Genomic DNA, 23,865 nt, shown 5'->3' with positions numbered 1-23,865 from the left:
ATTTGGGAGCTTATTTTTCTTTCATATAATTTTATTTACGGTTACGATGACTGGGAGTTTCTTTTCTATTTTGAGAATCATCATTATTATTTTTATCATGATGTCTTCTTTGCGAAAATTCTTTTAATTTACGCATTGATTTAGATTTTTTAACTCTTTCAGGCGTCATATTATGGTTAGAACCGAAACTAGCCATTTGTTCAGTAATTTCATAATACCATGGGCGTTTAGCTCGATTAGGGTATGAAATAATGATTAAATGATCATCTACATATTGACCTAAGAAAATTTGAGATATTTCTTTATTACTATCTTCAACTTTTTGGTTAATCCACTCAATATTTTTACCCATTCTTTGAAGAACATCTTCATTAACAGTTCCATCTGTAATTACAGGATAGCTCATTGCTTCATCACCGAAAGTATTAACTGTTAATTGACCATTTTGTTCAAGCACTGCAGATTGAACATCTCTAAAATTATGGACGCCTTGGGTTCTTAATTTAAAGGTTAAATCAGAAGCTGACATTCCATTTTGTAGGGTTGTATCAACATTAATAATTCCGTTAGTAATAATATTTTTAGGTTCTCCTGCCAATAATTTCCTAAATACTTGGAATTGCCTAATTAAGATCCTACTTGTAAAGATTATTAATGACCAAATTAATAATACAATAAAGAATTGTAATGTCGTAACGGTATCACTATAAATCATACCACCAATAATACCACCAAGAACATAGTTTTGAAGCTGATCAACGGCATTTGATGGCGCTAAATTACCTTTACCAGAAAGGTTTATTTGTACAACTAACATTATGAAACCAATTAGTAGTTTTAAGAATATCGTTATATATTGTTTATTAACTGGGCTAATTGTAAATTTAGAATCATTATGAATGTTTACTGAGTCCTTACTGTCGATTAACCTAATCTTACTTAACTGGTAACTATTAAAAGTTGAGTTAAAACTTGCTTGATAGTAAGTTTTATTAACCAATACGGTCATACCGTTAACTAATTGGGTGCTACTAGTATATATTTTTGATTTTGAAACTTTCATGTTTTTGCTAATGTCCTGAACCATTTTAACGGTTTGAGAATTTTGACTATTAGAATTATTTTGTTGCAAGATATTGCTAAAAACCAATCCAATAGCTAAACATGCTGTCAGAATTAAAGTAATAAATATATCACGATATTTTAAGTTGGTCCGATCACGCATATATTTAAAACCATTGAATATGATTAACCCACCGAATAAGATGGCTAATACTAGTAATATGTAATAAATGAAAGTATTAGGGTGAGTTAAATAATGATATGAGTATAAATCCAAAGTAATCACCTTATTAATTAAAAATTTGTTTACACTTATAGTATAAAGCCTTTTATCACTTTAGGCCATCAAGTAACATTCGGTAACATTATTTTAATCATTTTGATATTTGTATGTATTCAAACGGTATTATTTCTAAACTATACTTACTATCAGATATTTCAGAGAGCGGAAAAAACTTTTAATAGAAAGAGAAGGTTAAGTAAATGAAATCAATACCGATGGTTAAAATATTGTTATTTGTATCATTAATAGTAGGGTTCTTTACTTTTAGTGCAGTTAGCTCACAATCAGCATCCGCAAGTTCTAATAAAACACATGATCAAGAAAAATTTGAAAAAGTATATAAAGTAGCTCAAAAACAATTAGGTAAAAAATATGTATATGGTTCAACCGGTCCAAAATCATTTGATTGTTCTGGATTTGTAAAATATGTTTATAAACATGGAATGGGAAAAAATTTACCCAGAACTGCGCAAAGCCAATATAAGAGTAGTAAAAAAGTTTCTAAGCATCATTTAAAAAAAGGTGATTTAGTATTCTTTGGTGGTAGTAAGCGAAGCATTTATCATGTTGGAATGTATATTGGTAATGGTAAAATGATTGATTCACAAAATCGTGGTGTTGTAAGAGAAAATGTTAAAGCGCCTTGGTGGCATGCAGTGGGATATTCTAGAATCATAAAATAGTTAATGGACAGTTGAATTTTAGCTGTCTTTTTTTGTTTCGATGTTTATATATCAATACTATGATAATATATTAAATATATGTATTAATATTAGATAGGAATGAGCATTATTTATGGAAAAACTACTATGGGATGAAATTGAATACAATAATGTCAAATTAATCTTTACGACTGATCAAGATGGTATCAATTTCATTTCAAATCCTAACTTTGGTATTTCTAATATATATGATTTTTATCCTAAATTAGAAGCTGAATTTAAATATGGATGTAATCAAACTGATGAATACAAAATTCAAATTCGTGAATATTTAGATGGAAATCGAAAATATTTTGATTTACAAATGAATTTAATTGGTACTACAATCCAAAAAAAAGTATGGTCTGAAATTACCAACATAAAGTATGGTAAAACCATTAGCTTTGCTGATTTTTGTAATTTATTTGAATTTGATAACGAACAAGTATTAAACGCTATTTTATCTAATCCTTTAATCATTTTAATTCCTAGTCATCGAATTATTGATATTAAAAATGAAAATGGACTAAGAAATAATTCTGCATTTAATGATTACTTGTTAAATGTTGAAAAGGAGTAGTTATGAAAAATTTACCATCAAGCGTAAAAAAAATATGGATGCAATCATCACTAATCACTTTTGTATGTTGGATGATTGCATTTTTCTGTGCCATTTTATTTTTACCAATGTTCCATTGGCCAGTATGGGTTGCTTACATTATTTTAGGAATTGCTTCAATTGAATTAGCTAGTTCGCTAGCTTTAATTCCTTATCGCTATGCATTCAATCAATATAAAATATCAGAAGAATATGTTGAAATTCAAAAAGGCTTTTTCTTCCGAAAATTATCTTCAATTCCAATTGCAAGAGTTCAAAATGTTAACTTAAGTCAAGGTCCACTTTTAAGATTCCAAAAACTTAACAGTGTTCATATTGATACTGCAGGTGATAATCATAAAATCGAGGCAGTCACACATCAAGAGGCTGAAGCGATTAGAAAACAGGTAATGGATTTTGCAATGGAGGCTAGAAATGAAAAATAAACTTTTAAATCCATTAGCGTTAGTATTTGAACTAAAGGATTATATTTCTAGTATTTTCTTCGTATTTGCAATGAGTATTTGGATTCATATTGTATGGATAGTTCCATTTTTTGCAATATTTTTATTAATTTATAAAATCATATTTTACTTTACATACCGTTACTCCATTCTTGAAGATCAACTGCTAATTAAGCATGGCTTATTTTTTAAGAAAGAGTTACATATGCCGTATGAAAGGATTCAAAATATTCATCGTAAACAGTGGTTCTTCTTAAAACCATTTCATTTGGAATCCGTTAGCATCGATAACGCTAGTCATTCAGATTCTAAATCAAATATTGATTTAGCAGCAATTAATGAATTAGTTGCGGAAACTTTAGAACATAAACGGAAATCAGCTAATAATTCAAATAGTAATAATGAAAAAGAACAAAAAACTAAAGAATTGAATGATTTAGATGCACAATACAGCATTTCTAATCATTCAATGAATTTGTTTGCTCTAACTAGTTTTAGAGCATTTTTTGGCATCTTTATTATCTGGCAACTATATAGCAGATATTCATATCTAATATCAGATCGTTATAAAAATCATATCTTAAGTTTTATTAATAATGAAGGAATATTAATTATTTTGATTGAGTTTGCCTTATTTTTAATATTTGCGTTTCTATTTAGTTACATTTCCATTTGGATTCAGTATTATCAATTTAATTTATCAAAAAAGAATAATGATCTAACTTTTTCTCGTGGTTTATTTAAAAAAGAAACGGTGAAAATTAAGACCAATCGGATTCAAAGTATTGATTTTAATCAAAATATTATACGTCGATGGTTAAACTTAACAACTGTTAAAATAACGATTATATCTGACAAATTAGAAGACTCTAAAACTAAGGATCCTATTATTTTTCCTATTTTAAATGCCCAACAATTATATTCGATTACTAACCAATTTCTTGATACTTTACCTGAAACAGAGCCAAGAGTACTTGGTAAAAAGCGTTATTCTATCTGGCTATTTAGCAGAAATAGTCTATGGTGCCTTTTATTACCTTTTCCAATATTATCAGGCGGCATAAATTTTATAATTCCTTTTCTAATAACTGAGATATTAGTTATAATTTTATGTATTTTTAATGGTTTTTATCGGCATGCTCATAATGGTGTTAACTTAACTTCTAATAATGATGTGTTAGTAATAGAAAGGTGCAGATTTTTTAATCGCCACTTACATTTTATTAACTGGCATAAAATTCAATCGATAACTTTAAGAGAGAGTATCTGGATGCAAAATAAAAATTTGGCACATCTGAAAGTATCTGAACGTAGAGGAAACTCTGCTGACGAGATCGTTGCCAAATATATTGATGTACATCGTGCGAAAGATATTTATAATTGGTATCAAGAGAAATAAAAATTGTACACAAAATATTGACATACAAAATATATCATGTACAATATAAATTGTAATTATAGATATTAGGGGGAAATTAATATGAAGTTAACAATTACAGATGCAGCAAAAACTAAGATTCAAAATATTGTTCCCGGTAATGCAAAGTACTTTTTAAGTTTAGATGATGGTGTCGGTAACTATTCTGATGCTGGTTCTTGTGCAATTGATACATCTTTTGATTTCATTGCAGTGGACCCTGACTTAGAAGATAAGGACTTTAATGAAAGTATGGATTCAGACTTAGGACCTATTTATATCAAAGGATATAGTAAATCTTATATGGATCAAAACTTAAAATTAGATGTAAAAATGAATATTTTACAACTATCCGGTGATGCTGGAATTATCGATGAAAATGTTCCAGTTACAGATCAAAGAAATAAAAAATAAAAATACTCGACTTAATTAAACGAAAAAACAATTTGATAAAAACGTCTCTTAAATTTATGGGGGACGTTTTTATTATCTTATAAACAAAGTATTTTAAATTTGATAAAAAAGCTGGTAATATTTTATTACTTACTTTAAGAAAGGATGTTAAATTATGAAAAAAGTATTTGTTGTAGGAGCTCATGGTCACGTTGGTAAACAAATGGTAGAAAAATTGGGCAACCAAGGACACACTGTTTTAGCTGGTGTAAGAAGTGAGAACCAATTTGATGAATATAAAGATATGAAGAATGTTGAACCAACTTTATTTGATTTAACATCAACCCCTGAAGATATGGCAAAAGCATTTGCACAAAGTGATGTTGATTCAATTGTATTTTCTGCTGGTTCTGGTGGATCAACTGGTGATGACATGACTTTGAGTATTGATCTTGATGGTGCAATTAAAACAATGATTGCTGCTAAAGAGGCTGATATTAAACGTTATGTAATGGTTAGTGCAGTGGGTGCTGATGATCGTTCATTCTGGCCTAACTCAGGACTACCAGGTTATTATGTTGCTAAACATTATGCTGATGCATACTTAAAGGATAGTGGACTAGAATACACTATCTTGCGTCCAACTGCTTTAACTGATAATCCAGAAACTGGTAAGATTGTTCTAACTAGTGAAGATAATGCAACTATGAATATTCCAAGAGCTGACGTTGCTAACGCTGTTGTTGAAACCTTAGATGATGACGATACTATTAATAAGGTTTACGAATTTACTACTGGTGACAAGAACATCTCAGATGTCCTATAATAATAAACTTGTGTTGTTTATTAGCATGTGATAAGGTTATCAGAGTTATAAATTGAATCAATAAAATATTAACGTCCTTGATTCTATATTTAGAACTGAGGACGTTTTTTATTATTTAATTAGATGGAGGTATGAAATGATAACTGTATCAAATATGGGATTACATTTCTCAGGAAAAAAATTATATGAAAATGTAAATCTTAAGTTCACGCCTGGTAACTGTTATGGGGTTATTGGGGCCAACGGTGCCGGTAAGTCAACCTTTTTAAAAATGCTAGAAGGTAAAATTGAGCCCACTAGTGGTAATATCTCAATCGGTGCAAACGAACGATTATCAAGTTTAAGTCAAGACCATTATGGCTTTGAAGATTATGAAGTATTAGATACTGTCATTCAAGGATATGAAAAGTTATATAAGATTATGAAAGAAAAAGATGCTTTGTATGCAAAACCTGATTTTTCTGATGAGGATGGTGTTAAAGCCGCAGAATTAGAAGGTGAATTTGCAGAAATGGATGGTTGGAATGCTGATTCTGATGCATCACAATTATTGCAAAGTGTTGGTATTCCTGAAGAATTGCATACACAAAAGATGAGTGAATTAACAGAAGGCCAAAAAGTTAAAGTGTTACTTGCACAAGCTTTATTTGGTAATCCTGATATTTTACTACTTGATGAACCAACCAATGGGTTAGATAATCATACTATTGAATGGTTACAAGATTTCTTGGCTGATTATGAAAATATTGCAATTGTTGTATCTCATGATAGATACTTCCTAAATCAAGTATGTACAATGATGTGTGATGTTGATTATCAAAAAATTCAGTTATATGTTGGTAACTATGATTTTTGGTTAAAATCTAGTCAACTAGCTGCCCAAATGCAACAAAATAATAATGCTAAAAAAGAAGATCAAATTAAAGAACTAAAAGAATTTATTGCTCGTTTCTCGGCTAATGCTTCTAAATCTAAGCAAGCTACTTCACGTAAAAAACAATTAGATAAAATTACTTTAGATGATATCAAACCATCTTCACGTAAATATCCATTTATTAAGTTCCAAAAAGAACGTGATTTAGGAAATGATTTATTAAGTGTTAAAAATGTTTCTAAAACAATTGATGGTAAGAAAATTTTAGATAATATTACTTTTACGCTTCGTCCTGATGAAAAGACTGCAATAACTAGTCGTAATGATTTAGCAACTACTACCTTAATGCAAATTATTGCTGGTAAGATGGAACCAGATACAGGAGAAGTTATTTGGGGACAAACCACTCGTCGCTCATACATGCCTAAGAACATCAATTCTGATTTCGAAGATGATTCATTAACTATCATTGATTGGTTAAGACAATTCGCTTCAAAAGAAGAAAGTGATGATCCATTTTTACGCAGCTTCTTAGGACGCATGCTTTTCTCAGGTGATAACATTAGTAAGCAAATTAAAGTATTATCTGGTGGGGAAAAAGTTCGTTGCATGCTTTCAAAAATGATGCTACAAAAGGGTAATGTTTTAATTATGGATGATCCAACCAATCATTTGGATATGGAATCAATTACTGCATTAAATGAAAGTTTAATTCCATTTGATGGTTCAATTGTATTCACTTCTCATGACCGTGAATTTATTCAAACCATTGCTGATCATATTATTGAAGTTTCTGATAAAGGAATGCTTCAAAGAGCAGATACAACTTATAATGATTTCATGGAAAATGATGATATTCAAAAACAAGTGGAAGAATTATATAAATAAAAATATTAGACACAGTAATATTATTTTACTGTGTCTTTTTTATTGTTTAAATAATGTTACTACAATATTAAAATTTTTTTACATCAGTGTTTATTATTATTATTATGCATAACTTTGTATTATATTATAAGTAGTACATTAATGGATGGAGTTGAATTAAATGAAAAAATTATTATCATCATCTGCGTTGGTAATATTTTTGGCTACTGCAGGTGTCATTAGTGGACAATCAGTAGTTGCAAATGCTGACAGTAGTAGTGATGTTTCTACTTCTCAGTCTTCTAATAATGAAAATAGTAGTGATGCTGATAAACAAAAAGACCAAGAACAACAATCAACGGACAAACAAAATTCTGAACAAAATAAGTTTGTAGACTATGTTAAATTTACTTATTCTTCAGGTGCTAGTTATAATGCAATGAAAGTTAATACTAGTAATATTAAATCTTTTGTTGGACCATATAATCGTGGTACCAAAATCAAACAAAAATTAAATTTGAATGGTGAATTAGTTCAAATTACTAAGGTTGCTAAGGCGCCTCAAAGAACCTATTATCAAATAAGCTATCGTGGACAAGACCAGGGCTGGATAAATGCTGATTATGTATCATCCACTAGCGTATATGAAATTCCATTTACATATACTAGTCAACATTTCCCATTTGATGCACCAAATGGTTGTGAAGCTACAGCACTAAAAATGGCTTTATCAACTAAGGGTGTTGGTGAAAATACTGATTTAAATGGATTTCTTAAAAAGATGCCAAGATCTAGCAATAATCAAAATGAAGGATTTGTTGGTAATCCATATGCTGTAAATCATACTAGCCAAAATTGGACAATTTATCCTAAGGCACTTGCTAAATTTGGTCGTGAATTTTACAGTGGAGTTTATAACATTACTGGTGCTTCTAAAATAAAAATTATTAATGAAGTGCAAAAGGGTAATCCGGTAATAGCAGCTACTGGCTATCGTATGCGTGAAGCTACAGGTCACACTTTGGTAGTAATTGGCTACAAACGTGGATACTTTAAGATGGCAGATCCATCATCTTGGAAAGAAACTTATAAGACCACTAATAAACCAGTCTTTTGGGTATCTACCAGTCAATTTATGAAATTATATAATCAAGAAGGTCGTATGGCTGCTTTGGTTAAATAACTTATAAAAATATTTTTTTAGACGCTTTACAAAAGTTAGATATTAAAACTAATTTTTGTAAGGCGCTTTTTTGTTATAATGTTATTTGAAAATATTTAACAATTAAAGAATTCCATTAAAAAAATGACTTCGATTGAATATCGAAATCATTCCTTAAAGGGTTATTTGTACATATGTTTTCTATCTTTTAATTTATATTCGAAATCATATTATTTTTTTTATTCGTAACATTACTTCTATAAATAATATTTTGATAGAATAATAATACATAAATTATTATTCTATGATTTTTCAATATTGTATTTTTAGTTTATAAGTAACATTTTTGCATTATTTTAAGCAAGGAGTGTTTAGATGCTCACTATAATTACCGTTATTATTCTACTAGTTTTATTAGTATTAATGTTTTTACTTAAAAAATTTAGGTATAGATTAACTAAGAAAACTTATGTTTTAGTAATCATTGTTATTTTGTTAATTGCGATACTATCGATGGTTGCACTACATGTTAATCGAGTTTAAAGAGCAGATTTTATGCTTTTTTTATTTTTGTGCTAGTTTTAACAATGCCTTCCTCAATTCTTCATCATGAGCAAAAATGTACAGTCCCTTTACACCGCGTTTCATTAAAACATTAACGGAATTTAACACTAATTGTGCTTTTATTTCATTAAACTCTTTTACGTCAGTTATATCTTTACGCTTTTTTAGTGATTCTACGTCAGTGAAGTTATTAAGGTCTACTTTAATTGATTTTCCATCTAAATAAATGGGAGGGCCTAGAATAACTCCAACATAATTTAAATCAAAGCCTTGGCAAGTAAACATTGAACCGACTTCATTAATTGTTCCTGGAATTTCTGCCCATGGTGTTTGCGTATAATTATATTGATCCCATGGCATTTTAAAATCAGGTTCTAATACATAATGTTTGCCACCATCAAGCGTTGAAGGATAACCAGATGTTGAAACAATTCTTGATAAACCAGTTTCGTTATTTTTTTGTACAATTGCTTTTCGCATTTTTTCTGCATTATCAAAAATGCGAAAGTCATAATTGTTATTAGCATTTTTAGGGATTTTAGTTAATTGGCCATCGGTAAAATTATTAATCCACTGAACTAATTCATCACTAGCAGTCATTCTAAATTGATGGCTTAAGTGATATTCATCATTAGGATATTGGTCAATGATTTTATGTAATCTATTTAAATTCCAGAAAGATTTAGTTCTTAATACCTGGCGGTGATCAAAAACAATTATTGTGATTTTGGAACGTTTAATTACTTCTTCCAATTGGTTATCTTGATAAAAGTTATTGTAATGATCACCTCTTGAGAGTAGTAAGTGGGCTTCATCGATAACTGTAATATCTACAGACTTTTTTGCTTTATCTAATTGATTAATAAATGAAGTAGGGCGGTTGAAATTCTTTTTTAATACGTTTTTTTCATCACCAGCCATATTTTTATAGACTTTTAATATTTCGGGATGGTTAACTAAGAAATGATTGTCAGTTTTGTACAGCTGACTATTTTTATCTTTAGCCATTTGTTGTAGATCATAAAATAACTTGCTTAAAATAACGGATTTTCCTGTTCCAGCATCACCATAAATCGTGAAGATAGCGTGATTTTGATCATTAATATGATTTTTCGTAAAATTTTCTATTTTATTAATTAGTTTTGTTTGTTCTTCGGTTAAATTGTGGTTAGGCGATAACTTTTCGTTAGCCGCATTAATTTTATTCATTATAATTCACTTTTCCTTATCTTTTTTATGATTTGGTTAGTTGTTGACCAATTATTCATTGTATATAAATGAATACCTGAGACTTTCTTTGTATATAATTCATTAATTTGTTTAACCGCAAAATTAATACCATCTTGGCAGATATCATTTGTATTTTCTACAAAATTAGGCATCACAATATTGTTACTTTTAAGCCAATTGACCATTACCATATTAGTTAGTGGCATAATACCCGCTAAGATTGGCTGATTAATAGACTGTTTATGCACTTCATCTATGAAAGTATCATAATGGGTATTATCAAAAAACATTTGGCTGATGAAACGTTGGCATCCAGCTTCTGCCTTTAGTTTTAAATGTTTAACATCATCCCCTAAAGATTTGGCTTCAGGATGTACCTCAGGATAACAAGCCCCCAAAATTTTGAATTTATTGGTCTTTTCTTTGACATATTTGATTAAATCGCTAGCATGTTTAAAATCATTTTGGATATTAATATTTTTGTAGTGGTTTCCTTGTAATAATAATAATCCACTAATATTCTTTTTTGCAGCTACTGTCAGTAGTTTATTGATATCAGTTTGACTGTGACTTAATCCAGTCATATGAAGTACCACAGGTATATTTAATGTATTTTGAACATAATTAGCGCATGTAATAATATTATCAAATGAAAAGCGGCTTAAACTACTGATTGAAACAAAATCTGGTTGCCATTTTTTAAGATAATCATGCATTAATGTTAACTGTGATAAATCTGGGGCGATTTCTAATGATAATGTTTGCTTATTCATTATTTTAATTCCTTTTTTGAAAATAAAAAAGTAGTCCAAAATTTTAGACTACCAATTATAATTTATTATTTTGTTAATTTATTGATTAATTTATTAACAGCATTAACATATGAATCTAGACGTTGGTTAGCTTCATCTTGAGTACTATCTTCAGTACCAATGTAAAATTTCACTTTTGGTTCAGTACCTGAAGGACGAATAGCAATCCAAGTACCATCTTCAAGCCAATATTTTAAAACATTTGATTTAGGTAAATCGATTTTCTTGGTTGAACCATCTTGATTAGTTTGAATAGAAGTATCAAAATCTTCCAATGCAGTGACTTTTTCATCATTAAATGAATTCATTGGATTATCTCTTAATTCATTCATAATGTTAGCCATTTTTTCTTTTCCATCAATGCCTTCAAACATTTTCGAAATTGTCTTTTCTTCGAAGTATCCGTATTTTTGATACATTAATTGAAGACCATCATATAAAGTTTTACCTTGCTTTTTGTAGTAAGCAGCTACTTCGGCTAATAGCATAGTTGATTGAATGGCATCTTTATCACGAACAAATGGTTTAATTAAATAACCAAAACTTTCTTCAAATCCAAATAGAAAAGTGTGATCCTTATTTTGTTCAAAGTTATGAATTTGTTCTGCGATAAATTTAAAACCAGTTAAAACATTCTTCATTTCAATGTTGTAATTGGCAGCAATTTTAGTTGCCAACTCAGTTGAAACAATTGATTTAACAACAGTTCCATTTTTTGGTAACTCATTATTGTCTTTTTTAGCTTTTAAAATGTAGTCTAGTAGGACTGATGCAATCTGATTACCAGTCATCAATTTATATGAGTTGTCTGGTTGTCTAACAGCAGCGCCAAGGCGGTCAGCATCAGGATCAGTAGCAATTAAAACATCGGCTCCAATTTTTTGCCCTAACTTAATTGATAGATTAAAAGCTTCTGGAAATTCTGGATTTGGAAAATCAACGGTTGGAAATTCTGGATCGGCAATTGTTTGTTCAGGAACAATTGAATAGTTTTTAAATCCAGCATTTTCTAAAGCACGACGGCATAATACTTTTCCAGTTCCATGAAGTGGGGTATAAACGAATTTTAAATTTTTGCCAACTTCTTTAATTAATTCATGATTAACATTTACACTGTGAGCATTTTCTAAGTAGGCTTCATCGACGTCTTCACCAATTACAGTTACCATATGTGTTTTTCTTAAATCACGAATGTTAGCAACTTTAATTGAAAAGACATCAGTAGTTTTTCTAACGTAATCGGTGATCATATCAGAAGCTTTAGGTGGCATTTGTCCACCATCTTCACCATAAATTTTATACCCATTATATTGCATAGGATTATGACTAGCAGTAATCATTACCCCAGCAAAGGTATTAAGATGACGAATAGTGAATGAAAGTTCCGGTGTAGGACGAATATCATCAAAAACAAAGGCTTTGATGTCATGTGCACCTAATACACGAGCGGTTTCATAAGCGAATTCTTTAGAATGGTATCTGGAATCAAAACTGATGGCAACACCACGTTGTTTTACTTTATCATCTAAAGTATCCATATATGATGCTAATCCTTCAGTGGCTTGTCTAACCGTATAAATATTCATCCGATTCATACCAGCACCCATTAATCCACGCATACCAGCAGTTCCAAATGACATTTGGGTACCAAATGCATCTTCAATTTCTTCATTATTATCTTTCATATTTTTTAAATCTAATTGTACTGATTCAGCTAAATCTTTTTGTGCTGACCAGTTTTCATAATCTTTTTTATAATTCATATCAGAAGTCTCCAATGAACTGAATTGTGTTACTAAAATTAGTATAGTTAATGCCGTTATTTTAGTCAATTTATAATTAAAAGCATATTTTTTGCGCTTTTATTTTTTAGATGCTATTCTACTTACAAATAGTAATTAAAAGAAGGGTGCATTTAATTCATGGATAAGAATGAAGAATTAATTAACGTCGCAAATAGAAGATATGCTACTAAGAAATATAATCCTGATAAAAAGATTTCAGATAAAGATTGGCAAACTATTATGGAAGTAGCTCGTTTGTCACCAAGTTCAATGGGCCTTTCACCTTGGAAGTTTTTATTAATTGAAAATGATGATTTGAAAAAGGATCTTTATAACGAAGCATGGGGAGCACAAAGGAGTTTAGATGGTGCTGATAAATTTGTTATTATTTTAGCTAAAAAGAATTTAACTCCAACTTCTAAACATGTTCAACACATTAGTGAAGATGTCCAAAATCATTCATTTGATCCTAACTCTGCATTTGTTGCTAAATTACAGGACTTTCAAAAGAATGACTTTAAGCTAAATGATGAACGTACATTATTCGATTGGGCATCAAAACAAACTTATATTCCATTAGCTAATATGATGGATGCAGCTGCTTATCTTGATATTGATAGTTGTCCAATTGAAGGGTTCAATCGCGAAAATGTTGAAAAAACATTAGAAAAATATAACGCGGTTGATTTAAAAGAATGGGGTGTTTCTGTCATGGTTAGTTTTGGTTACCGTGATCAAGAAATTACACCAAAGAAACGTCAACCAATGGATGAAATTTATAAAGTAATTAAATAATATTATTTATAACTCGTAGCATTATTCGCTACGAGTTATTTTTATTTGATATGGTTTAATTATCGTATAAGTATATTTGGGAGTGTTTAAAATTGAATATTTTAATTGGATTAATTCCAGCTTTGCTTTGGGGAATTCAACCGATTATTTTGTTAAAAGCTAGAGGCTCAACGATTAACCAACTATGTGGAACCGTTTATGGTGCTTTTTTAGTTCCTTTGATTGTTTATTTAATTTATCGTCCCGAGATGTCATTAAAACCTTTTGTTTTGTGTCTAATATCTGGAATGTGTTGGACTTTTGGACAAATGACCCAATATCAAGCATTTAAATCCATGGGGATTGCATTGGGCACACCTTTATCTACTGCAATGCAATTAATTGGTAATCCAATTACAGCGGTCATTTTCTTTCAAGAATGGCCAACTGCAATGGACAAGTATAAAGGCTTTTTTGCATTATTAGTGATCATTTTGGGAATTGTTTTGATTACTAAAAATGGTAAACAAGATGAACCAGGAGCCAAGCATCAGTATAAATACGGATTTTGGATTTTGTTTATTGGGACATTTGGATACATTGGTTATTCAGCATTTCCAAGACTAGCCAATGTAGGTGGTTCGGATGCAATTTTTCCACAAGCGATTGGCATGGTAATTGCTGCAATTATTTTTTCTTTATTCATTAAAGAATACCGAATTCAAAAACCGATCTTTAATAAATTTAGTTTTGAAAATATGATTTTAGGATTTGTTTTTGGGATTGCAGCATTTGCCTATTTAGTTTCCATCAAACTGAATGGAGTTGCGACTGGTTTTACTTTAACTCAAATGGATGTAGTGGTAGCAACAATTGGTGGCATGGTATTATTTCACGAAGTTAAAGGGAAGCAAAAAGTAATCTTAACATTACTCGGTTTATTAATTATTATCATTGGTGGAATCTTAATTCAGACAATCTAAGGTTTTCTATAAAAAAATACGTTACAAATTAAAAAAATAGTAACTTATTAAAAATTAGGAAAACTATATGATATAATCATTGTTGTATCAACAATAATGATGGTTTTTTATTTTTTATTAATAATCTCTGATAAATATCAGTTGAAAAAAGTTTCAAATTATTTAAAACTTAACTAGTGATATTAAAAAATAAATTATCAAATACTGATTTAGTTTAAAGGAGATATCATGAGCAGTTTTTCAATTAAAGCAACTGCCAAAGCTGTTCCTGAAAAGGTAGTTACTAATGATGACTTGACGAAAATTATGGATACTTCTGATGAATGGATTAGCAGAAGAACTGGAATTAAGGAACGTCGAGTAGCTGTTAGTGAAACTACCACTTCTTTATGTGCTGAGGTTGCTTCACAATTAATAGATAAGGCTAATGTTGATGTTGATGACATTGATTTTATTATTGTAGGAACAATGTCTTCTGACTATCAAACTCCATCCACAGCTGCAGCCGTTCAAGGCTTAATTGGTGCTAATAATGCCATTGCTTTTGATATTAATGCTGCATGTTCAGGATTTGTGTATGGTGCTTATACAATGCAATCATTACTTAATAGTAAGCCTAATGCTTTAGGAATTGTTATTGGTGGTGAACAATTAAGTAAATTAATTAATTGGCATGATCGTACAACTGCTGTGTTATTCGGTGATGGTGCTGGTGGAATGTTAGTTTCTAATCAAGGTGATGGTCAAATTTTGGCTTCTAACTTGAAAACTTATGGTGATCAAGGTAAAGCTTTATTAGCTGGTCATATGATTGGTGATGAACATTTTGGAAAGATAGCTGATCAAACTGATCAATACTTTCATATGGATGGTCGTGAAGTTTTTAATTTTGCCACCAAAAATGTACCACTTTCTATTGATCAAGCATTATCCGATGCTAATTTAAGTGCTGATGATGTAAAATATTTTGTTTTGCATCAAGCCAACGCTAGAATCGTAAAGAATGTTGCACGTAAGATGAAAGTTGATGCGGAAAAGTTTCCCATCAACATCGACCGTTATGGGAATACAGCGGCTGCTAGTGAACCAATATTGTTGTCAGAAATGATGGAAAATGGTTTAATAGCTAAAGGGGATATTATTGTCCTATCAGGTTTTGGTGGTGGATTAACCACCGGAACAATTATTTTAAGATACTAAATTTTATTTTATATATGGAGTGTATTTATTATGGCAGACAAGAACGCAATTTTTGACAAGGTAAAAGAAATCGTTGTAGACCAATCAGATGTTAAGGCTGAAGATATTAAAATGGAAACTAAATTCCAAGACGAATTAGACTTAGATAGTTTAGACCTATTCGAAATCATCGATGCACTAGAAGATGAATACGATATCGAAATTGATACTGATAACGATATTGCAACTGTTCAACAACTAGTTGATTACGTTGCAAAACAAGTTGACGAAAAGTAATATTTTTAAATTAATTTAGGAGTGTTTAGGTTTGAATATTTGTTATTTATTTAGTGGCCAAGGCAGTCAATTTAAATCAATGGGACAGGATTTATATAAAAGTAATTCTATTTACAAAGATACAATTGATGAGGCTTCTAAGACATTAGATTTAAACTTAGCAGATCCAGACATTTTTGATAATCCTAATAATACTCAAATTTCTATTTTAACGATGAGTGTAGCAATTCATCGTATTTTAGCCGACAAGTTGGATCAACCTGTTGCGATGATGGGATTGAGTTTAGGTGAGTATAGTGCTTTAGTTGCTGCTAAAGCACTATCTTTTCAATCAGGACTAAAGCTAGTACATGATCGCTCACATTACATGGATGAAGCTGGAAAGCAAAATCCAGGTTCTATGGCAGCTGTATTGGGCGTTAGTCCTGATTTTGTTAAAGATGTTTGTGATCAAATTGATGACGTTTATCCTGCTAATTATAATACTAAGAAACAAACTGTAATTGGTGGAACTAAAGAAGGCGTTGAAAAAGCAATGGCTGAGTTAAAAGAAAAAGGCGCTAAAAGAGTTATTCCATTGAAGGTAGCGGTTGCTTCACATACACCTTTAATGCAGCCAGCTTCTGATCAATTAGCAAAACGTTTAGCATCGGTTGAATTCAATGAACCAGAAGTTGATGTAATTAGTAATACTACTGTAAAACCATTTAATACAGAAACTATTAAAGACACATTAACTAATCAATTAATTAATCCAACTCACTTTATGCAAGACGTTGCATCTATTGAAGACAAAGATATTGATGCATTTATCGAAATTGGTCCTGGTAATACTTTAAGCAAGCTTGCCAAAAAGACATTGAAAGCAGACACTTATAATGTTGAAAGTGTTGAAACTTTAAATGACTTGTTAGATAAGTTAGGAGAATAATCATGGAAAAAACTGAAAAGAGAGTTATTTTAATCACTGGTGCAACTAAGGGGTTAGGATTAGCTGATGCAATTCGTTTATCCAAAGATGATAATAATATCGTAATCGTCAATTCTCACCGTGAATTAAGTGATGATGAAAACAAAGAGTTACAAGCTAACTTTGATAATGAAATTGAAGTTTTAACTGGTGATGTTGCGTCTGAAGATGATGCTAAAGCGATGATTGATAGTATCGTTGATAAATATGGAAAAATCGATGTCTTGGTTAATAACGCTGGAATTACTCAAGATACTTTATTAACTAGAATGAAAGCTGATTCTTTTAAACAAGTACTTAATACTAACTTGTTTGGTGCTTTTAATATGACTAAATTTGCAATGAAAAAAATGCAAAGAGCTCGTAAGGGTAGCATTATTAATATGTCTAGTATTGCCGGCCTTCATGGTAATTTAGGTCAAGCTAATTATTCATCAACTAAAGCAGGATTAGTTGGATTAACTAAGACGACTGCACAAGAAGGTTCACTTCGTGGAATTCGTTGTAACGCAGTTGCTCCTGGAATGATTAAGACTGCAATGACTGATAAGTTAAGTGATAAAAATATTAAATCTTGGGAAGAAAAAATTCCATCTGGTCGCTTCGGTAATCCAGATGAAGTTGCTCAAGTAGTTGAATTTTTAATTGATAATGAATACATGAATGGTCAAGTAATCACCGTCGATGGTGGATTGACAATGTAATGTTCAGTTAAGTGAGAATATTCTTAATTAACAGGAGAAGTTTAATAATGGATGAAAGAGATATTGAGAATTTAATGGACAAGTTCGATAAGTCCAGCATGAAAGAATTTAAAATCACTGGTGATGATGGAACTGATATTTATTTCAGTAAGCTAGAACATGCACCGGTACAAAATTTTGCTTCAAATACATCTAATGATGTAAATAATAATGAAACAGCTACTAAACCTGCAACTCCTAAAAGTAGTGCTTCTAAAATTAAAGCACCGCTAGTAGGAATTGTATATTTTTCACCAAGCCCTGAAAAACCAGTATATAAAAATGTTGGAGATCATGTTAAAAAAGGTGAAACTGTTTGTGTAATCGAAGCTATGAAGGTTATTAATGAAGTGAAAAGTCCAACCTCTGGAACGATTACTAAACAAGTAGCTGATAACGGAGATATGGTTGAATATGATCAACCAATTTTCGAAGTTGAGGAGGATTAGTCTTGGATTATAATGTACATGATTTTATTCCTCAACGTTTTCCTTTCCAAATGATTGATAAGATTATTGATGTACAGCCAGGTAAAAGTGCTAAAGCATTAAAACTATTGAATATTAATGAATGGTTTTTTCAAAATCAACCATCCGATAATCTATGGATGCCTAGACCAATTGCGATGGAAATGTTAGCACAAACTGGAGTTTGCGCATTATTATCAATGCCAGAATATAAGGGTAAAAATGTTTTCTTTGGTGGAATTAAAGAAGCATCATATCAAGATAGTTTTCGCCCCGGAGATAAATTAGAATTAAATGTTGAAATGACTAAGCTTAAACGTAATATTGGTGAAGGTCATGGAACAATTACTAGAGATGGCGAAGTTATTTGTGAAGGTACTTTAATTTTTGCAATGGAATAGAAATTTCCTAAAGGATGATCGAAATGTTTAAAAAAGTTTTAATTGCTAACCGTGGTGAAATTGCGGTGCAAATTATAAGATCACTTCATGAAATGAATATTAAGGCTGTTGCTGTTTATTCAACCGCTGATAAGGATAGTATGTTTGTTAAACTAGCTGACGAATCAGTATGTATTGGTGGACCACAACCTGGTGAATCATATTTAAGCATGCCAGCGATTATTGATGCTGCAATCTTAACCCAAAGTGATGCTATTCATCCTGGTTATGGCTTTTTATCTGAAAATGCCGAATTCGCTGAATTGTGTGAAAAGTGCTCAATTAAATTTATTGGTCCTACATCGAAAGTCATTGATTTAATGGGAAATAAAGCCCATGCCAAAGATGCAATGAAAAATAGTGGGGTTCCCACTATTCCTGGTAGCGATGGTTCAATTGATACAATTGATGAGGCTTTGAAGTTAGCAGATGAAATTGGTTATCCAGTTATGTTGAAAGCAGCTGCCGGTGGTGGTGGAAAAGGTATTCGTGAATGTGATAATCCAGATCAATTAAAGGATATTTTTACCACTACTAAACGTGAAGCTAGAATTTCATATAATGATGATTCATTGTATATGGAAAAAGATTTAAGCGATGCTAAACATATTGAAATGCAAGTGATTGCTGACCAATTTGGTAACGTTGTTTATTTTCCTGAACGTGATTGTTCTTTACAAAGAGAACATCAAAAAATAATTGAAGAAACTCCATGTATGGAAGTTTCTCAATCCCAACGTGATTATTTGGGCAGCTTAGTTGCTAAAGCTACTAAAGAAATTGGTTATGAAAACACCGGTACCTTTGAGTTCCTACTTGATGAAAAAACAAACAAATTTTATTTCATGGAAATGAATACTCGTTTGCAAGTTGAACATACTGTCACTGAAGAAGTATCTGGAGTTCAATTAATCAAAGACCAAATTTTGGTTGCAGCAGGTGAAAAGTTACCATTTACTCAAACTGATATTAATGTTGATAGTTATGCAATTGAATGTCGAATTAATGCAGAAAATCCTGCAAATGGATTTATTCCATCACCAGGAAAGCTAAAACGAGTTAATTTTCCATTTGGGACTAAAGGTGTTCGGATTGACTCAGGAGTTGAATCTGGAGATACAATTTCACCTTTCTATGATTCAATGATTGCCAAGATCATTGTACATATGCCTAATAAAGAAGAAGCAGTCGTAAAGATGAGACGAGTAATTAATGAATTTTCAATTGATGGAGTTAACACTAATCGTCAATTTTTAAATGATTTATTACAAGATAAACATTTCAATGATTCAGATTTTAATAATTTGTATATTGAAAAATCATTCTTGAAAGAGTGGTTGAAGAATGTCAAAAAATAAAGAAGACTTACAAGATTTGATGGATAAGATTCCAGATCATTTATTTGTTAAATGTCCAATTTGTAAGGATAATTTTTATAATAAAAAGCTAGGTACTTATAAAGTATGTCCTAATTGTGGATTTGGTTTTAGACTTGGTGCAGATGAACGTATTAAGTTAACTTGTGATGAATTTACTCCAATTAATGAAGACGTTGTGGCACCTAAGAGATTTTTAAGTGATGAAAAATACTCCGGAAAACTAGAAAAATCCAAAAAAATTACTGATTTAAACGAAAGTATTCAAACTGGAATTGCTAAAATTGGTAATCAAGAATTTGGATTAGGTGTTATGGACTGGCGCTTTATCATGGGTAGTTTAGGAACCGCAACTGGTGAAAAATTGGCACGTTTATTTGAAAAATGTACTAAAGAGGGTTTACCAGTGGTTGTTTTCTCTTGTTCAGGTGGAGCTAGAATGCAAGAAGGTATTCATTCATTAATGCAAATGGCTAAGGTATCTCAAGCAGTTTCTGATCATGCAGAAAAAGATTTATTATACATTTCAGTACTAACTGATCCCACTACTGGTGGTGTAACTGCAAGTTATGCTATGGAAGGTGATATTAATCTTTCTGAACCACATACATTAATTGGATTTGCTGGACGTCGTGTAATTGAAAAAACAATTCAGCAACGCCCACCCAAAGATTTTCAACGAGCAGAAACCTTACTTAAAAATGGCTTTTTGGATGCCATTGTAAATCGTTCTGACATGAAATCAGTATTAGCCAAATTATTGGCCTGGAATTAAGGAGGATATTATGACAAAAGCATACGATCGAGTTCTTGCGGCTAGAAGTGCTGATAAAGTTAGTATCCAAAAATTAGTTGCTGGGATTACTGAAGATTTTATGGAATTACATGGAGATCGTGCTTATGGTGATGATCCGGCTGTTTATGCAGGGATAGGAACTATGGGTGGCGAACCAGTCACTATTACTAGTATTCAAAAGGGTGATACTACTGATGAAAATATTGATCGACATTTTGGATCAGCGGAACCTGATGGATACCGTAAAGCGCTTCGCTTGATGAAACAAGCGGAAAAATTCAATCGTCCAATTATTAATTTAATTAATACACCAGGTGCTTATCCAGGTGTGGACGCTGAGTATAAGGGGCAAGGATATATGATTGCCCAATCAATAATGCAAGGGCTTAAATTATCGGTTCCTTATGTTAGTGTAATTGTTGGTGAAGGTGGAAGTGGTGGTGCCTTAGCACTTGCTGTTGGAGATACTGTTTGGGCATTTGAAGATAGTGTTTATTCCATTCTATCACCAGAAGGTTATGCTACTATTTTATGGAAAGATTCTAGTAAAGCAGCTGATGCTGCTGAACAAATGCAATTAACTCCAAAGGACTTATTATCAAATGAAATAATTGATAAAATTATCCCTGAAGTCAATGATGATGAATCAATGCAAAACTTTAAGAATGCATTAATTGATAAGATAAATGAACTAAAGAAATTACCTAAAGAAGAATTATTGGCAAATCGTCATGCACGTTACCGTAAATTCAACTAATGTAATTTTTAAAAAATTGATTTGAATATTTAGGAGGATAAATCTAATGTCAAAATTATTAGATGGAAAAAGAATTGTTATAATGGGGGTTGCTAACAAGCGTAGTATCGCTTGGGGGTGTGCTCAATCTTTAATGGATAATGGTGCAGAAGTTATCTTAACTTATCAAAATGATCGTTTGAAACGTCAATTAGATCGAATTGTCCCTGAAGGAACTACCATGATTCAATGTGATGTTTCAGAAGATGAAAATGTTGAAAAAACATTTAATGAAATTCATGAAAAATTTGGTAATATTGATGGAGTTATTCATGCAATTGCATATGCTGACAAGAAAACACTTGAAGGCGGCGTAATTGATGTTGAAAAAGATGGCTATAATTTAGCACAAGATGTTAGTGCATACTCATTTATTTCAGTATCACGTTATGCAAGTCGTATTATGAATCCATCAGGTAGTATTGCTACACTAACTTACATGGGATCAACTCGTGCTATTCCTTCATACAATATGATGGGGGTTGCTAAAGCAGCCTTAGAAGCTAATGTTAGATACATTGCTACTGATTTAGGACCAAAGAAGATCCGTGTAAACGCTATTTCTGCAGGTGCTATTAAAACACTTGCTGTTACTGGTATTAAGAATCATGGTGATTTATTAAGAGAATCAGAAGCTAGAACTGTTGATGGCGAATCAGTTGATACGGTTCAAGTTGGAAATGTTGCTACATTCTTAATGAGTGATTTATCAACTGGTGTTACTGGTGATTTAATTTACGCTGATAAGGGTGTTCATTTACTTGCCTAATAATATTCAAATTTTTACTGATACAATAAATAATCCTAAATATCAGGATATATTTAAAAAAGTTAATGTTAATTTTGATAAATATAATCAAAGACAATCAATTGTTGGTAATTGTTTGTTAGCTGATTATATGAACATTAGTGTTGAAGAGCTACTCGATAGTAACTTATTTAATTATGGTAAACATGGAAAACCTTATTTAAAATCACAAGAATTTTATTTCAATATTTCCAACTCTTATGATTTAGTAATCTTGGTTATTAGTGATCAAGATGTTGGAGTCGATATTGAAAAGATAAGGCCATCTTCTTATAAAAGAATTTCTCGTGCTTTCAATGACCAAGAATTATCATATTTAGGTTCATTGCCTGAAAAAATTGAAGGTAATGAAACCCTGAAATTGTGGACGATTAAGGAAGCCACCTTAAAACTATTGGGGACTGGTCTTTCTGGTAAGGCTAAAAGTGTTAATATAGATATTGTTTCTAAAAACTCAGCTAGTCGATTAGGCGTTAATTTTAAATTAATTGATATTGATCTTGGATCAGAGTATTTAGGAACTTTAGCTACTTTTGCATCATAATTGAGATATTTATTTAATTTTGTCACATCAATACTGATAGCCGTAAAATGATTGTTTTGATGGGATTAAATGACAACTTATTAATAAAATATTGGCTAATTCTTTTTCAAAAGTTTTATTGATTGTTAATATGGTTACTGTTATTAAAAATATAAATTAATTATTTTGTGCGATATAAAAATATTTAAACTAAGGAGAACTTATTGTGAGTGTTTTAAATACAACTGAAATTATGGATTTAATTCCAAATAGATTCCCAATCTTATATATTGACAGGGTTGATGAATTAGTTCCCGGTGAAAGCATTGTTGCTACTAAAAACGTAACAATTAATGAAAATTATTTCCAAGGACATTTTCCAGGTAATCCAGTTATGCCAGGGGTTTTAATTATTGAATCAATGGCACAAGTGGCATCTATCTTAATTTTAAAGAGTGAAAAATATAAGGATAAGACTGCTTACTTAGGAGAAATTAAAAAAGCTAAATTTAGAAAAATTGTTCGTCCAGGTGACGTTATTCGTTTCGAAGTTACTATGGGTAAACAAAAGAGTAATATGGGAATGGTTGACTGTACTGCTTATGTTGGCGACAAAAAAGCCTGCCAAGCAGAACTAACTTTTATTGTTCCTAATGAAAAGCGTAAATAGGAGGAA

The 23,865-nt window shown here is 31.0% G+C and carries 27 protein-coding genes; 23 read left to right on the top strand and 4 right to left on the bottom strand.

What is annotated here, in order from left to right:
* Positions 1 to 31: 31 nt before the first annotated feature.
* Positions 32 to 1,339 carry a DUF3290 family protein gene (locus MOO46_RS04430; protein WP_249510493.1) on the bottom strand — a complete coding sequence of 436 codons (1,308 nt, stop codon included), beginning with the start codon at positions 1,337 to 1,339 and terminating at the stop codon, positions 32 to 34.
* A gap of 206 nt (positions 1,340 to 1,545) precedes the next feature.
* Between MOO46_RS04430 and MOO46_RS04425 the strand changes: the two genes are divergently transcribed.
* The 9 genes from MOO46_RS04425 to MOO46_RS04385 all read left to right on the top strand — a co-directional run bounded on the left by MOO46_RS04425 (position 1,546) and on the right by MOO46_RS04385 (position 9,190).
* Positions 1,546 to 2,028: a C40 family peptidase gene (locus MOO46_RS04425; RefSeq protein ID WP_249510492.1), complete on the top strand. Its 483-nt coding sequence runs from the start codon at positions 1,546 to 1,548 to the stop codon at positions 2,026 to 2,028.
* 112 nt (positions 2,029 to 2,140) lie between these two features.
* A complete protein-coding gene (locus MOO46_RS04420; RefSeq protein WP_249510491.1) occupies positions 2,141 to 2,626 on the top strand; it encodes an MGMT family protein in 486 nt (161 codons plus the stop codon).
* Between the two features lie 2 nt (positions 2,627 to 2,628).
* Complete coding sequence (locus MOO46_RS04415) at positions 2,629 to 3,090, top strand: PH domain-containing protein (RefSeq protein ID WP_249510490.1); 462 nt, start codon at positions 2,629 to 2,631, stop codon at positions 3,088 to 3,090.
* On the top strand, positions 3,080 to 4,507 hold the full coding sequence (locus MOO46_RS04410; RefSeq protein ID WP_249510489.1) for a PH domain-containing protein: 1,428 nt from the start codon (positions 3,080 to 3,082) through the stop codon (positions 4,505 to 4,507). The genes MOO46_RS04415 and MOO46_RS04410 overlap by 11 nt, the downstream gene beginning before the upstream one ends.
* 81 nt (positions 4,508 to 4,588) lie before the next feature.
* Positions 4,589 to 4,939 (top strand): iron-sulfur cluster biosynthesis family protein, encoded by a 351-nt coding sequence (locus MOO46_RS04405; protein WP_249510488.1) that lies wholly within the window; start codon positions 4,589 to 4,591, stop codon positions 4,937 to 4,939.
* Positions 4,940 to 5,093: 154 nt separating this feature from the next.
* Positions 5,094 to 5,744 (top strand): SDR family oxidoreductase, encoded by a 651-nt coding sequence (locus MOO46_RS04400; RefSeq protein ID WP_249510487.1) that lies wholly within the window; start codon positions 5,094 to 5,096, stop codon positions 5,742 to 5,744.
* 136 nt (positions 5,745 to 5,880) lie between these two features.
* Positions 5,881 to 7,506, top strand: a complete 1,626-nt coding sequence (locus tag MOO46_RS04395) for an ABC-F family ATP-binding cassette domain-containing protein (protein WP_249510486.1) — start codon at positions 5,881 to 5,883, stop codon at positions 7,504 to 7,506.
* A 160-nt stretch (positions 7,507 to 7,666) separates the two neighbouring features.
* On the top strand, positions 7,667 to 8,668 hold the full coding sequence (locus MOO46_RS04390) for a C39 family peptidase (protein ID WP_249510485.1): 1,002 nt from the start codon (positions 7,667 to 7,669) through the stop codon (positions 8,666 to 8,668).
* A 354-nt stretch (positions 8,669 to 9,022) separates the two neighbouring features.
* Positions 9,023 to 9,190, top strand: coding sequence for a hypothetical protein (locus MOO46_RS04385; protein WP_249510484.1), 168 nt, complete (start codon positions 9,023 to 9,025; stop codon positions 9,188 to 9,190).
* A gap of 21 nt (positions 9,191 to 9,211) precedes the next feature.
* Here MOO46_RS04385 and MOO46_RS04380 read toward each other — a convergent pair whose 3' ends face one another.
* The 3 genes from MOO46_RS04380 to MOO46_RS04370 all read right to left on the bottom strand — a co-directional run bounded on the left by MOO46_RS04380 (position 9,212) and on the right by MOO46_RS04370 (position 13,016).
* A complete protein-coding gene (locus MOO46_RS04380; protein WP_249510483.1) occupies positions 9,212 to 10,420 on the bottom strand; it encodes a DUF2075 domain-containing protein in 1,209 nt (402 codons plus the stop codon).
* The gene (locus tag MOO46_RS04375; RefSeq protein ID WP_249510482.1) at positions 10,420 to 11,214 is read right to left on the bottom strand and encodes a methylenetetrahydrofolate reductase; all 795 of its coding nucleotides are present in this window, start codon (positions 11,212 to 11,214) and stop codon (positions 10,420 to 10,422) included. Before MOO46_RS04375 ends, MOO46_RS04380 begins: the two co-directional genes overlap by 1 nt.
* Positions 11,215 to 11,279: 65 nt before the next feature.
* Positions 11,280 to 13,016, bottom strand: coding sequence for a phospho-sugar mutase (locus MOO46_RS04370; RefSeq protein ID WP_249510481.1), 1,737 nt, complete (start codon positions 13,014 to 13,016; stop codon positions 11,280 to 11,282).
* Between the two features lie 159 nt (positions 13,017 to 13,175).
* Between MOO46_RS04370 and MOO46_RS04365 the strand changes: the two genes are divergently transcribed.
* The 14 genes from MOO46_RS04365 (at position 13,176) to fabZ (ending at position 23,859) form a co-directional block, all read left to right on the top strand.
* Positions 13,176 to 13,832 carry an NAD(P)H-dependent oxidoreductase gene (locus MOO46_RS04365; protein ID WP_249510480.1) on the top strand — a complete coding sequence of 219 codons (657 nt, stop codon included), beginning with the start codon at positions 13,176 to 13,178 and terminating at the stop codon, positions 13,830 to 13,832.
* Between the two features lie 92 nt (positions 13,833 to 13,924).
* A complete protein-coding gene (locus MOO46_RS04360) occupies positions 13,925 to 14,794 on the top strand; it encodes a GRP family sugar transporter (protein ID WP_249510479.1) in 870 nt (289 codons plus the stop codon).
* A 228-nt stretch (positions 14,795 to 15,022) separates the two neighbouring features.
* The gene (locus MOO46_RS04355; RefSeq protein ID WP_249510478.1) at positions 15,023 to 15,994 is read left to right on the top strand and encodes a beta-ketoacyl-ACP synthase III; all 972 of its coding nucleotides are present in this window, start codon (positions 15,023 to 15,025) and stop codon (positions 15,992 to 15,994) included.
* Positions 15,995 to 16,024: 30 nt separating this feature from the next.
* A complete protein-coding gene (locus MOO46_RS04350; protein WP_249510477.1) occupies positions 16,025 to 16,270 on the top strand; it encodes an acyl carrier protein in 246 nt (81 codons plus the stop codon).
* 31 nt (positions 16,271 to 16,301) lie between these two features.
* Positions 16,302 to 17,201 carry an ACP S-malonyltransferase gene (fabD, locus tag MOO46_RS04345; RefSeq protein ID WP_249510476.1) on the top strand — a complete coding sequence of 300 codons (900 nt, stop codon included), beginning with the start codon at positions 16,302 to 16,304 and terminating at the stop codon, positions 17,199 to 17,201.
* Between the two features lie 2 nt (positions 17,202 to 17,203).
* Positions 17,204 to 17,944, top strand: a complete 741-nt coding sequence (gene fabG / locus MOO46_RS04340; RefSeq protein WP_249510475.1) for a 3-oxoacyl-ACP reductase FabG — start codon at positions 17,204 to 17,206, stop codon at positions 17,942 to 17,944.
* A gap of 47 nt (positions 17,945 to 17,991) precedes the next feature.
* Positions 17,992 to 18,432: an acetyl-CoA carboxylase biotin carboxyl carrier protein gene (locus tag MOO46_RS04335; protein ID WP_249510474.1), complete on the top strand. Its 441-nt coding sequence runs from the start codon at positions 17,992 to 17,994 to the stop codon at positions 18,430 to 18,432.
* Positions 18,433 to 18,482: 50 nt separating this feature from the next.
* Positions 18,483 to 18,851, top strand: coding sequence for a 3-hydroxyacyl-ACP dehydratase FabZ family protein (locus MOO46_RS04330; protein ID WP_396121419.1), 369 nt, complete (start codon positions 18,483 to 18,485; stop codon positions 18,849 to 18,851).
* A 23-nt stretch (positions 18,852 to 18,874) separates the two neighbouring features.
* On the top strand, positions 18,875 to 20,248 hold the full coding sequence (locus MOO46_RS04325; protein WP_249510472.1) for an acetyl-CoA carboxylase biotin carboxylase subunit: 1,374 nt from the start codon (positions 18,875 to 18,877) through the stop codon (positions 20,246 to 20,248).
* Positions 20,235 to 21,041: an acetyl-CoA carboxylase carboxyltransferase subunit beta gene (locus MOO46_RS04320; protein WP_249510471.1), complete on the top strand. Its 807-nt coding sequence runs from the start codon at positions 20,235 to 20,237 to the stop codon at positions 21,039 to 21,041. The genes MOO46_RS04325 and MOO46_RS04320 overlap by 14 nt, the downstream gene beginning before the upstream one ends.
* 10 nt (positions 21,042 to 21,051) lie before the next feature.
* Complete coding sequence (gene accA / locus MOO46_RS04315; protein WP_249510470.1) at positions 21,052 to 21,819, top strand: carboxyltransferase subunit alpha; 768 nt, start codon at positions 21,052 to 21,054, stop codon at positions 21,817 to 21,819.
* A gap of 46 nt (positions 21,820 to 21,865) precedes the next feature.
* The gene (gene fabI / locus MOO46_RS04310; protein ID WP_249510469.1) at positions 21,866 to 22,627 is read left to right on the top strand and encodes an enoyl-ACP reductase FabI; all 762 of its coding nucleotides are present in this window, start codon (positions 21,866 to 21,868) and stop codon (positions 22,625 to 22,627) included.
* On the top strand, positions 22,620 to 23,210 hold the full coding sequence (locus MOO46_RS04305; RefSeq protein ID WP_249510468.1) for a 4'-phosphopantetheinyl transferase family protein: 591 nt from the start codon (positions 22,620 to 22,622) through the stop codon (positions 23,208 to 23,210). The genes fabI and MOO46_RS04305 overlap by 8 nt, the downstream gene beginning before the upstream one ends.
* A gap of 205 nt (positions 23,211 to 23,415) precedes the next feature.
* A complete protein-coding gene (fabZ, locus tag MOO46_RS04300; protein WP_249510467.1) occupies positions 23,416 to 23,859 on the top strand; it encodes a 3-hydroxyacyl-ACP dehydratase FabZ in 444 nt (147 codons plus the stop codon).
* Positions 23,860 to 23,865: the final 6 nt, after the last annotated feature.

It is taken from the genome of Apilactobacillus apisilvae (assembly GCF_023380225.1).
Lineage (GTDB): Bacteria > Bacillota > Bacilli > Lactobacillales > Lactobacillaceae > Apilactobacillus > Apilactobacillus apisilvae.
The sequence above is the reverse complement of the archived record's forward strand: the minus strand, read 5'-3'. Positions and strand labels throughout refer to the sequence as shown.

Coding starts and splice junctions, on each gene's coding strand:
- MOO46_RS04425 (WP_249510492.1), top strand. CDS start 1,546: ATGAAATCAATACCGATGGTTAAAATATTGTTATTTGTATCATTAATA.
- MOO46_RS04420 (WP_249510491.1), top strand. CDS start 2,141: ATGGAAAAACTACTATGGGATGAAATTGAATACAATAATGTCAAATTA.
- MOO46_RS04415 (WP_249510490.1), top strand. CDS start 2,629: ATGAAAAATTTACCATCAAGCGTAAAAAAAATATGGATGCAATCATCA.
- MOO46_RS04410 (WP_249510489.1), top strand. CDS start 3,080: ATGAAAAATAAACTTTTAAATCCATTAGCGTTAGTATTTGAACTAAAG.
- MOO46_RS04405 (WP_249510488.1), top strand. CDS start 4,589: ATGAAGTTAACAATTACAGATGCAGCAAAAACTAAGATTCAAAATATT.
- MOO46_RS04400 (WP_249510487.1), top strand. CDS start 5,094: ATGAAAAAAGTATTTGTTGTAGGAGCTCATGGTCACGTTGGTAAACAA.
- MOO46_RS04395 (WP_249510486.1), top strand. CDS start 5,881: ATGATAACTGTATCAAATATGGGATTACATTTCTCAGGAAAAAAATTA.
- MOO46_RS04390 (WP_249510485.1), top strand. CDS start 7,667: ATGAAAAAATTATTATCATCATCTGCGTTGGTAATATTTTTGGCTACT.
- MOO46_RS04385 (WP_249510484.1), top strand. CDS start 9,023: ATGCTCACTATAATTACCGTTATTATTCTACTAGTTTTATTAGTATTA.
- MOO46_RS04380 (WP_249510483.1), bottom strand. CDS start 10,420: ATGAATAAAATTAATGCGGCTAACGAAAAGTTATCGCCTAACCACAAT.
- MOO46_RS04375 (WP_249510482.1), bottom strand. CDS start 11,214: ATGAATAAGCAAACATTATCATTAGAAATCGCCCCAGATTTATCACAG.
- MOO46_RS04370 (WP_249510481.1), bottom strand. CDS start 13,016: ATGAATTATAAAAAAGATTATGAAAACTGGTCAGCACAAAAAGATTTA.
- MOO46_RS04365 (WP_249510480.1), top strand. CDS start 13,176: ATGGATAAGAATGAAGAATTAATTAACGTCGCAAATAGAAGATATGCT.
- MOO46_RS04355 (WP_249510478.1), top strand. CDS start 15,023: ATGAGCAGTTTTTCAATTAAAGCAACTGCCAAAGCTGTTCCTGAAAAG.
- MOO46_RS04350 (WP_249510477.1), top strand. CDS start 16,025: ATGGCAGACAAGAACGCAATTTTTGACAAGGTAAAAGAAATCGTTGTA.
- fabG (WP_249510475.1), top strand. CDS start 17,204: ATGGAAAAAACTGAAAAGAGAGTTATTTTAATCACTGGTGCAACTAAG.
- MOO46_RS04335 (WP_249510474.1), top strand. CDS start 17,992: ATGGATGAAAGAGATATTGAGAATTTAATGGACAAGTTCGATAAGTCC.
- MOO46_RS04330 (WP_396121419.1), top strand. CDS start 18,483: ATGATTGATAAGATTATTGATGTACAGCCAGGTAAAAGTGCTAAAGCA.
- MOO46_RS04325 (WP_249510472.1), top strand. CDS start 18,875: ATGTTTAAAAAAGTTTTAATTGCTAACCGTGGTGAAATTGCGGTGCAA.
- MOO46_RS04320 (WP_249510471.1), top strand. CDS start 20,235: ATGTCAAAAAATAAAGAAGACTTACAAGATTTGATGGATAAGATTCCA.
- accA (WP_249510470.1), top strand. CDS start 21,052: ATGACAAAAGCATACGATCGAGTTCTTGCGGCTAGAAGTGCTGATAAA.
- fabI (WP_249510469.1), top strand. CDS start 21,866: ATGTCAAAATTATTAGATGGAAAAAGAATTGTTATAATGGGGGTTGCT.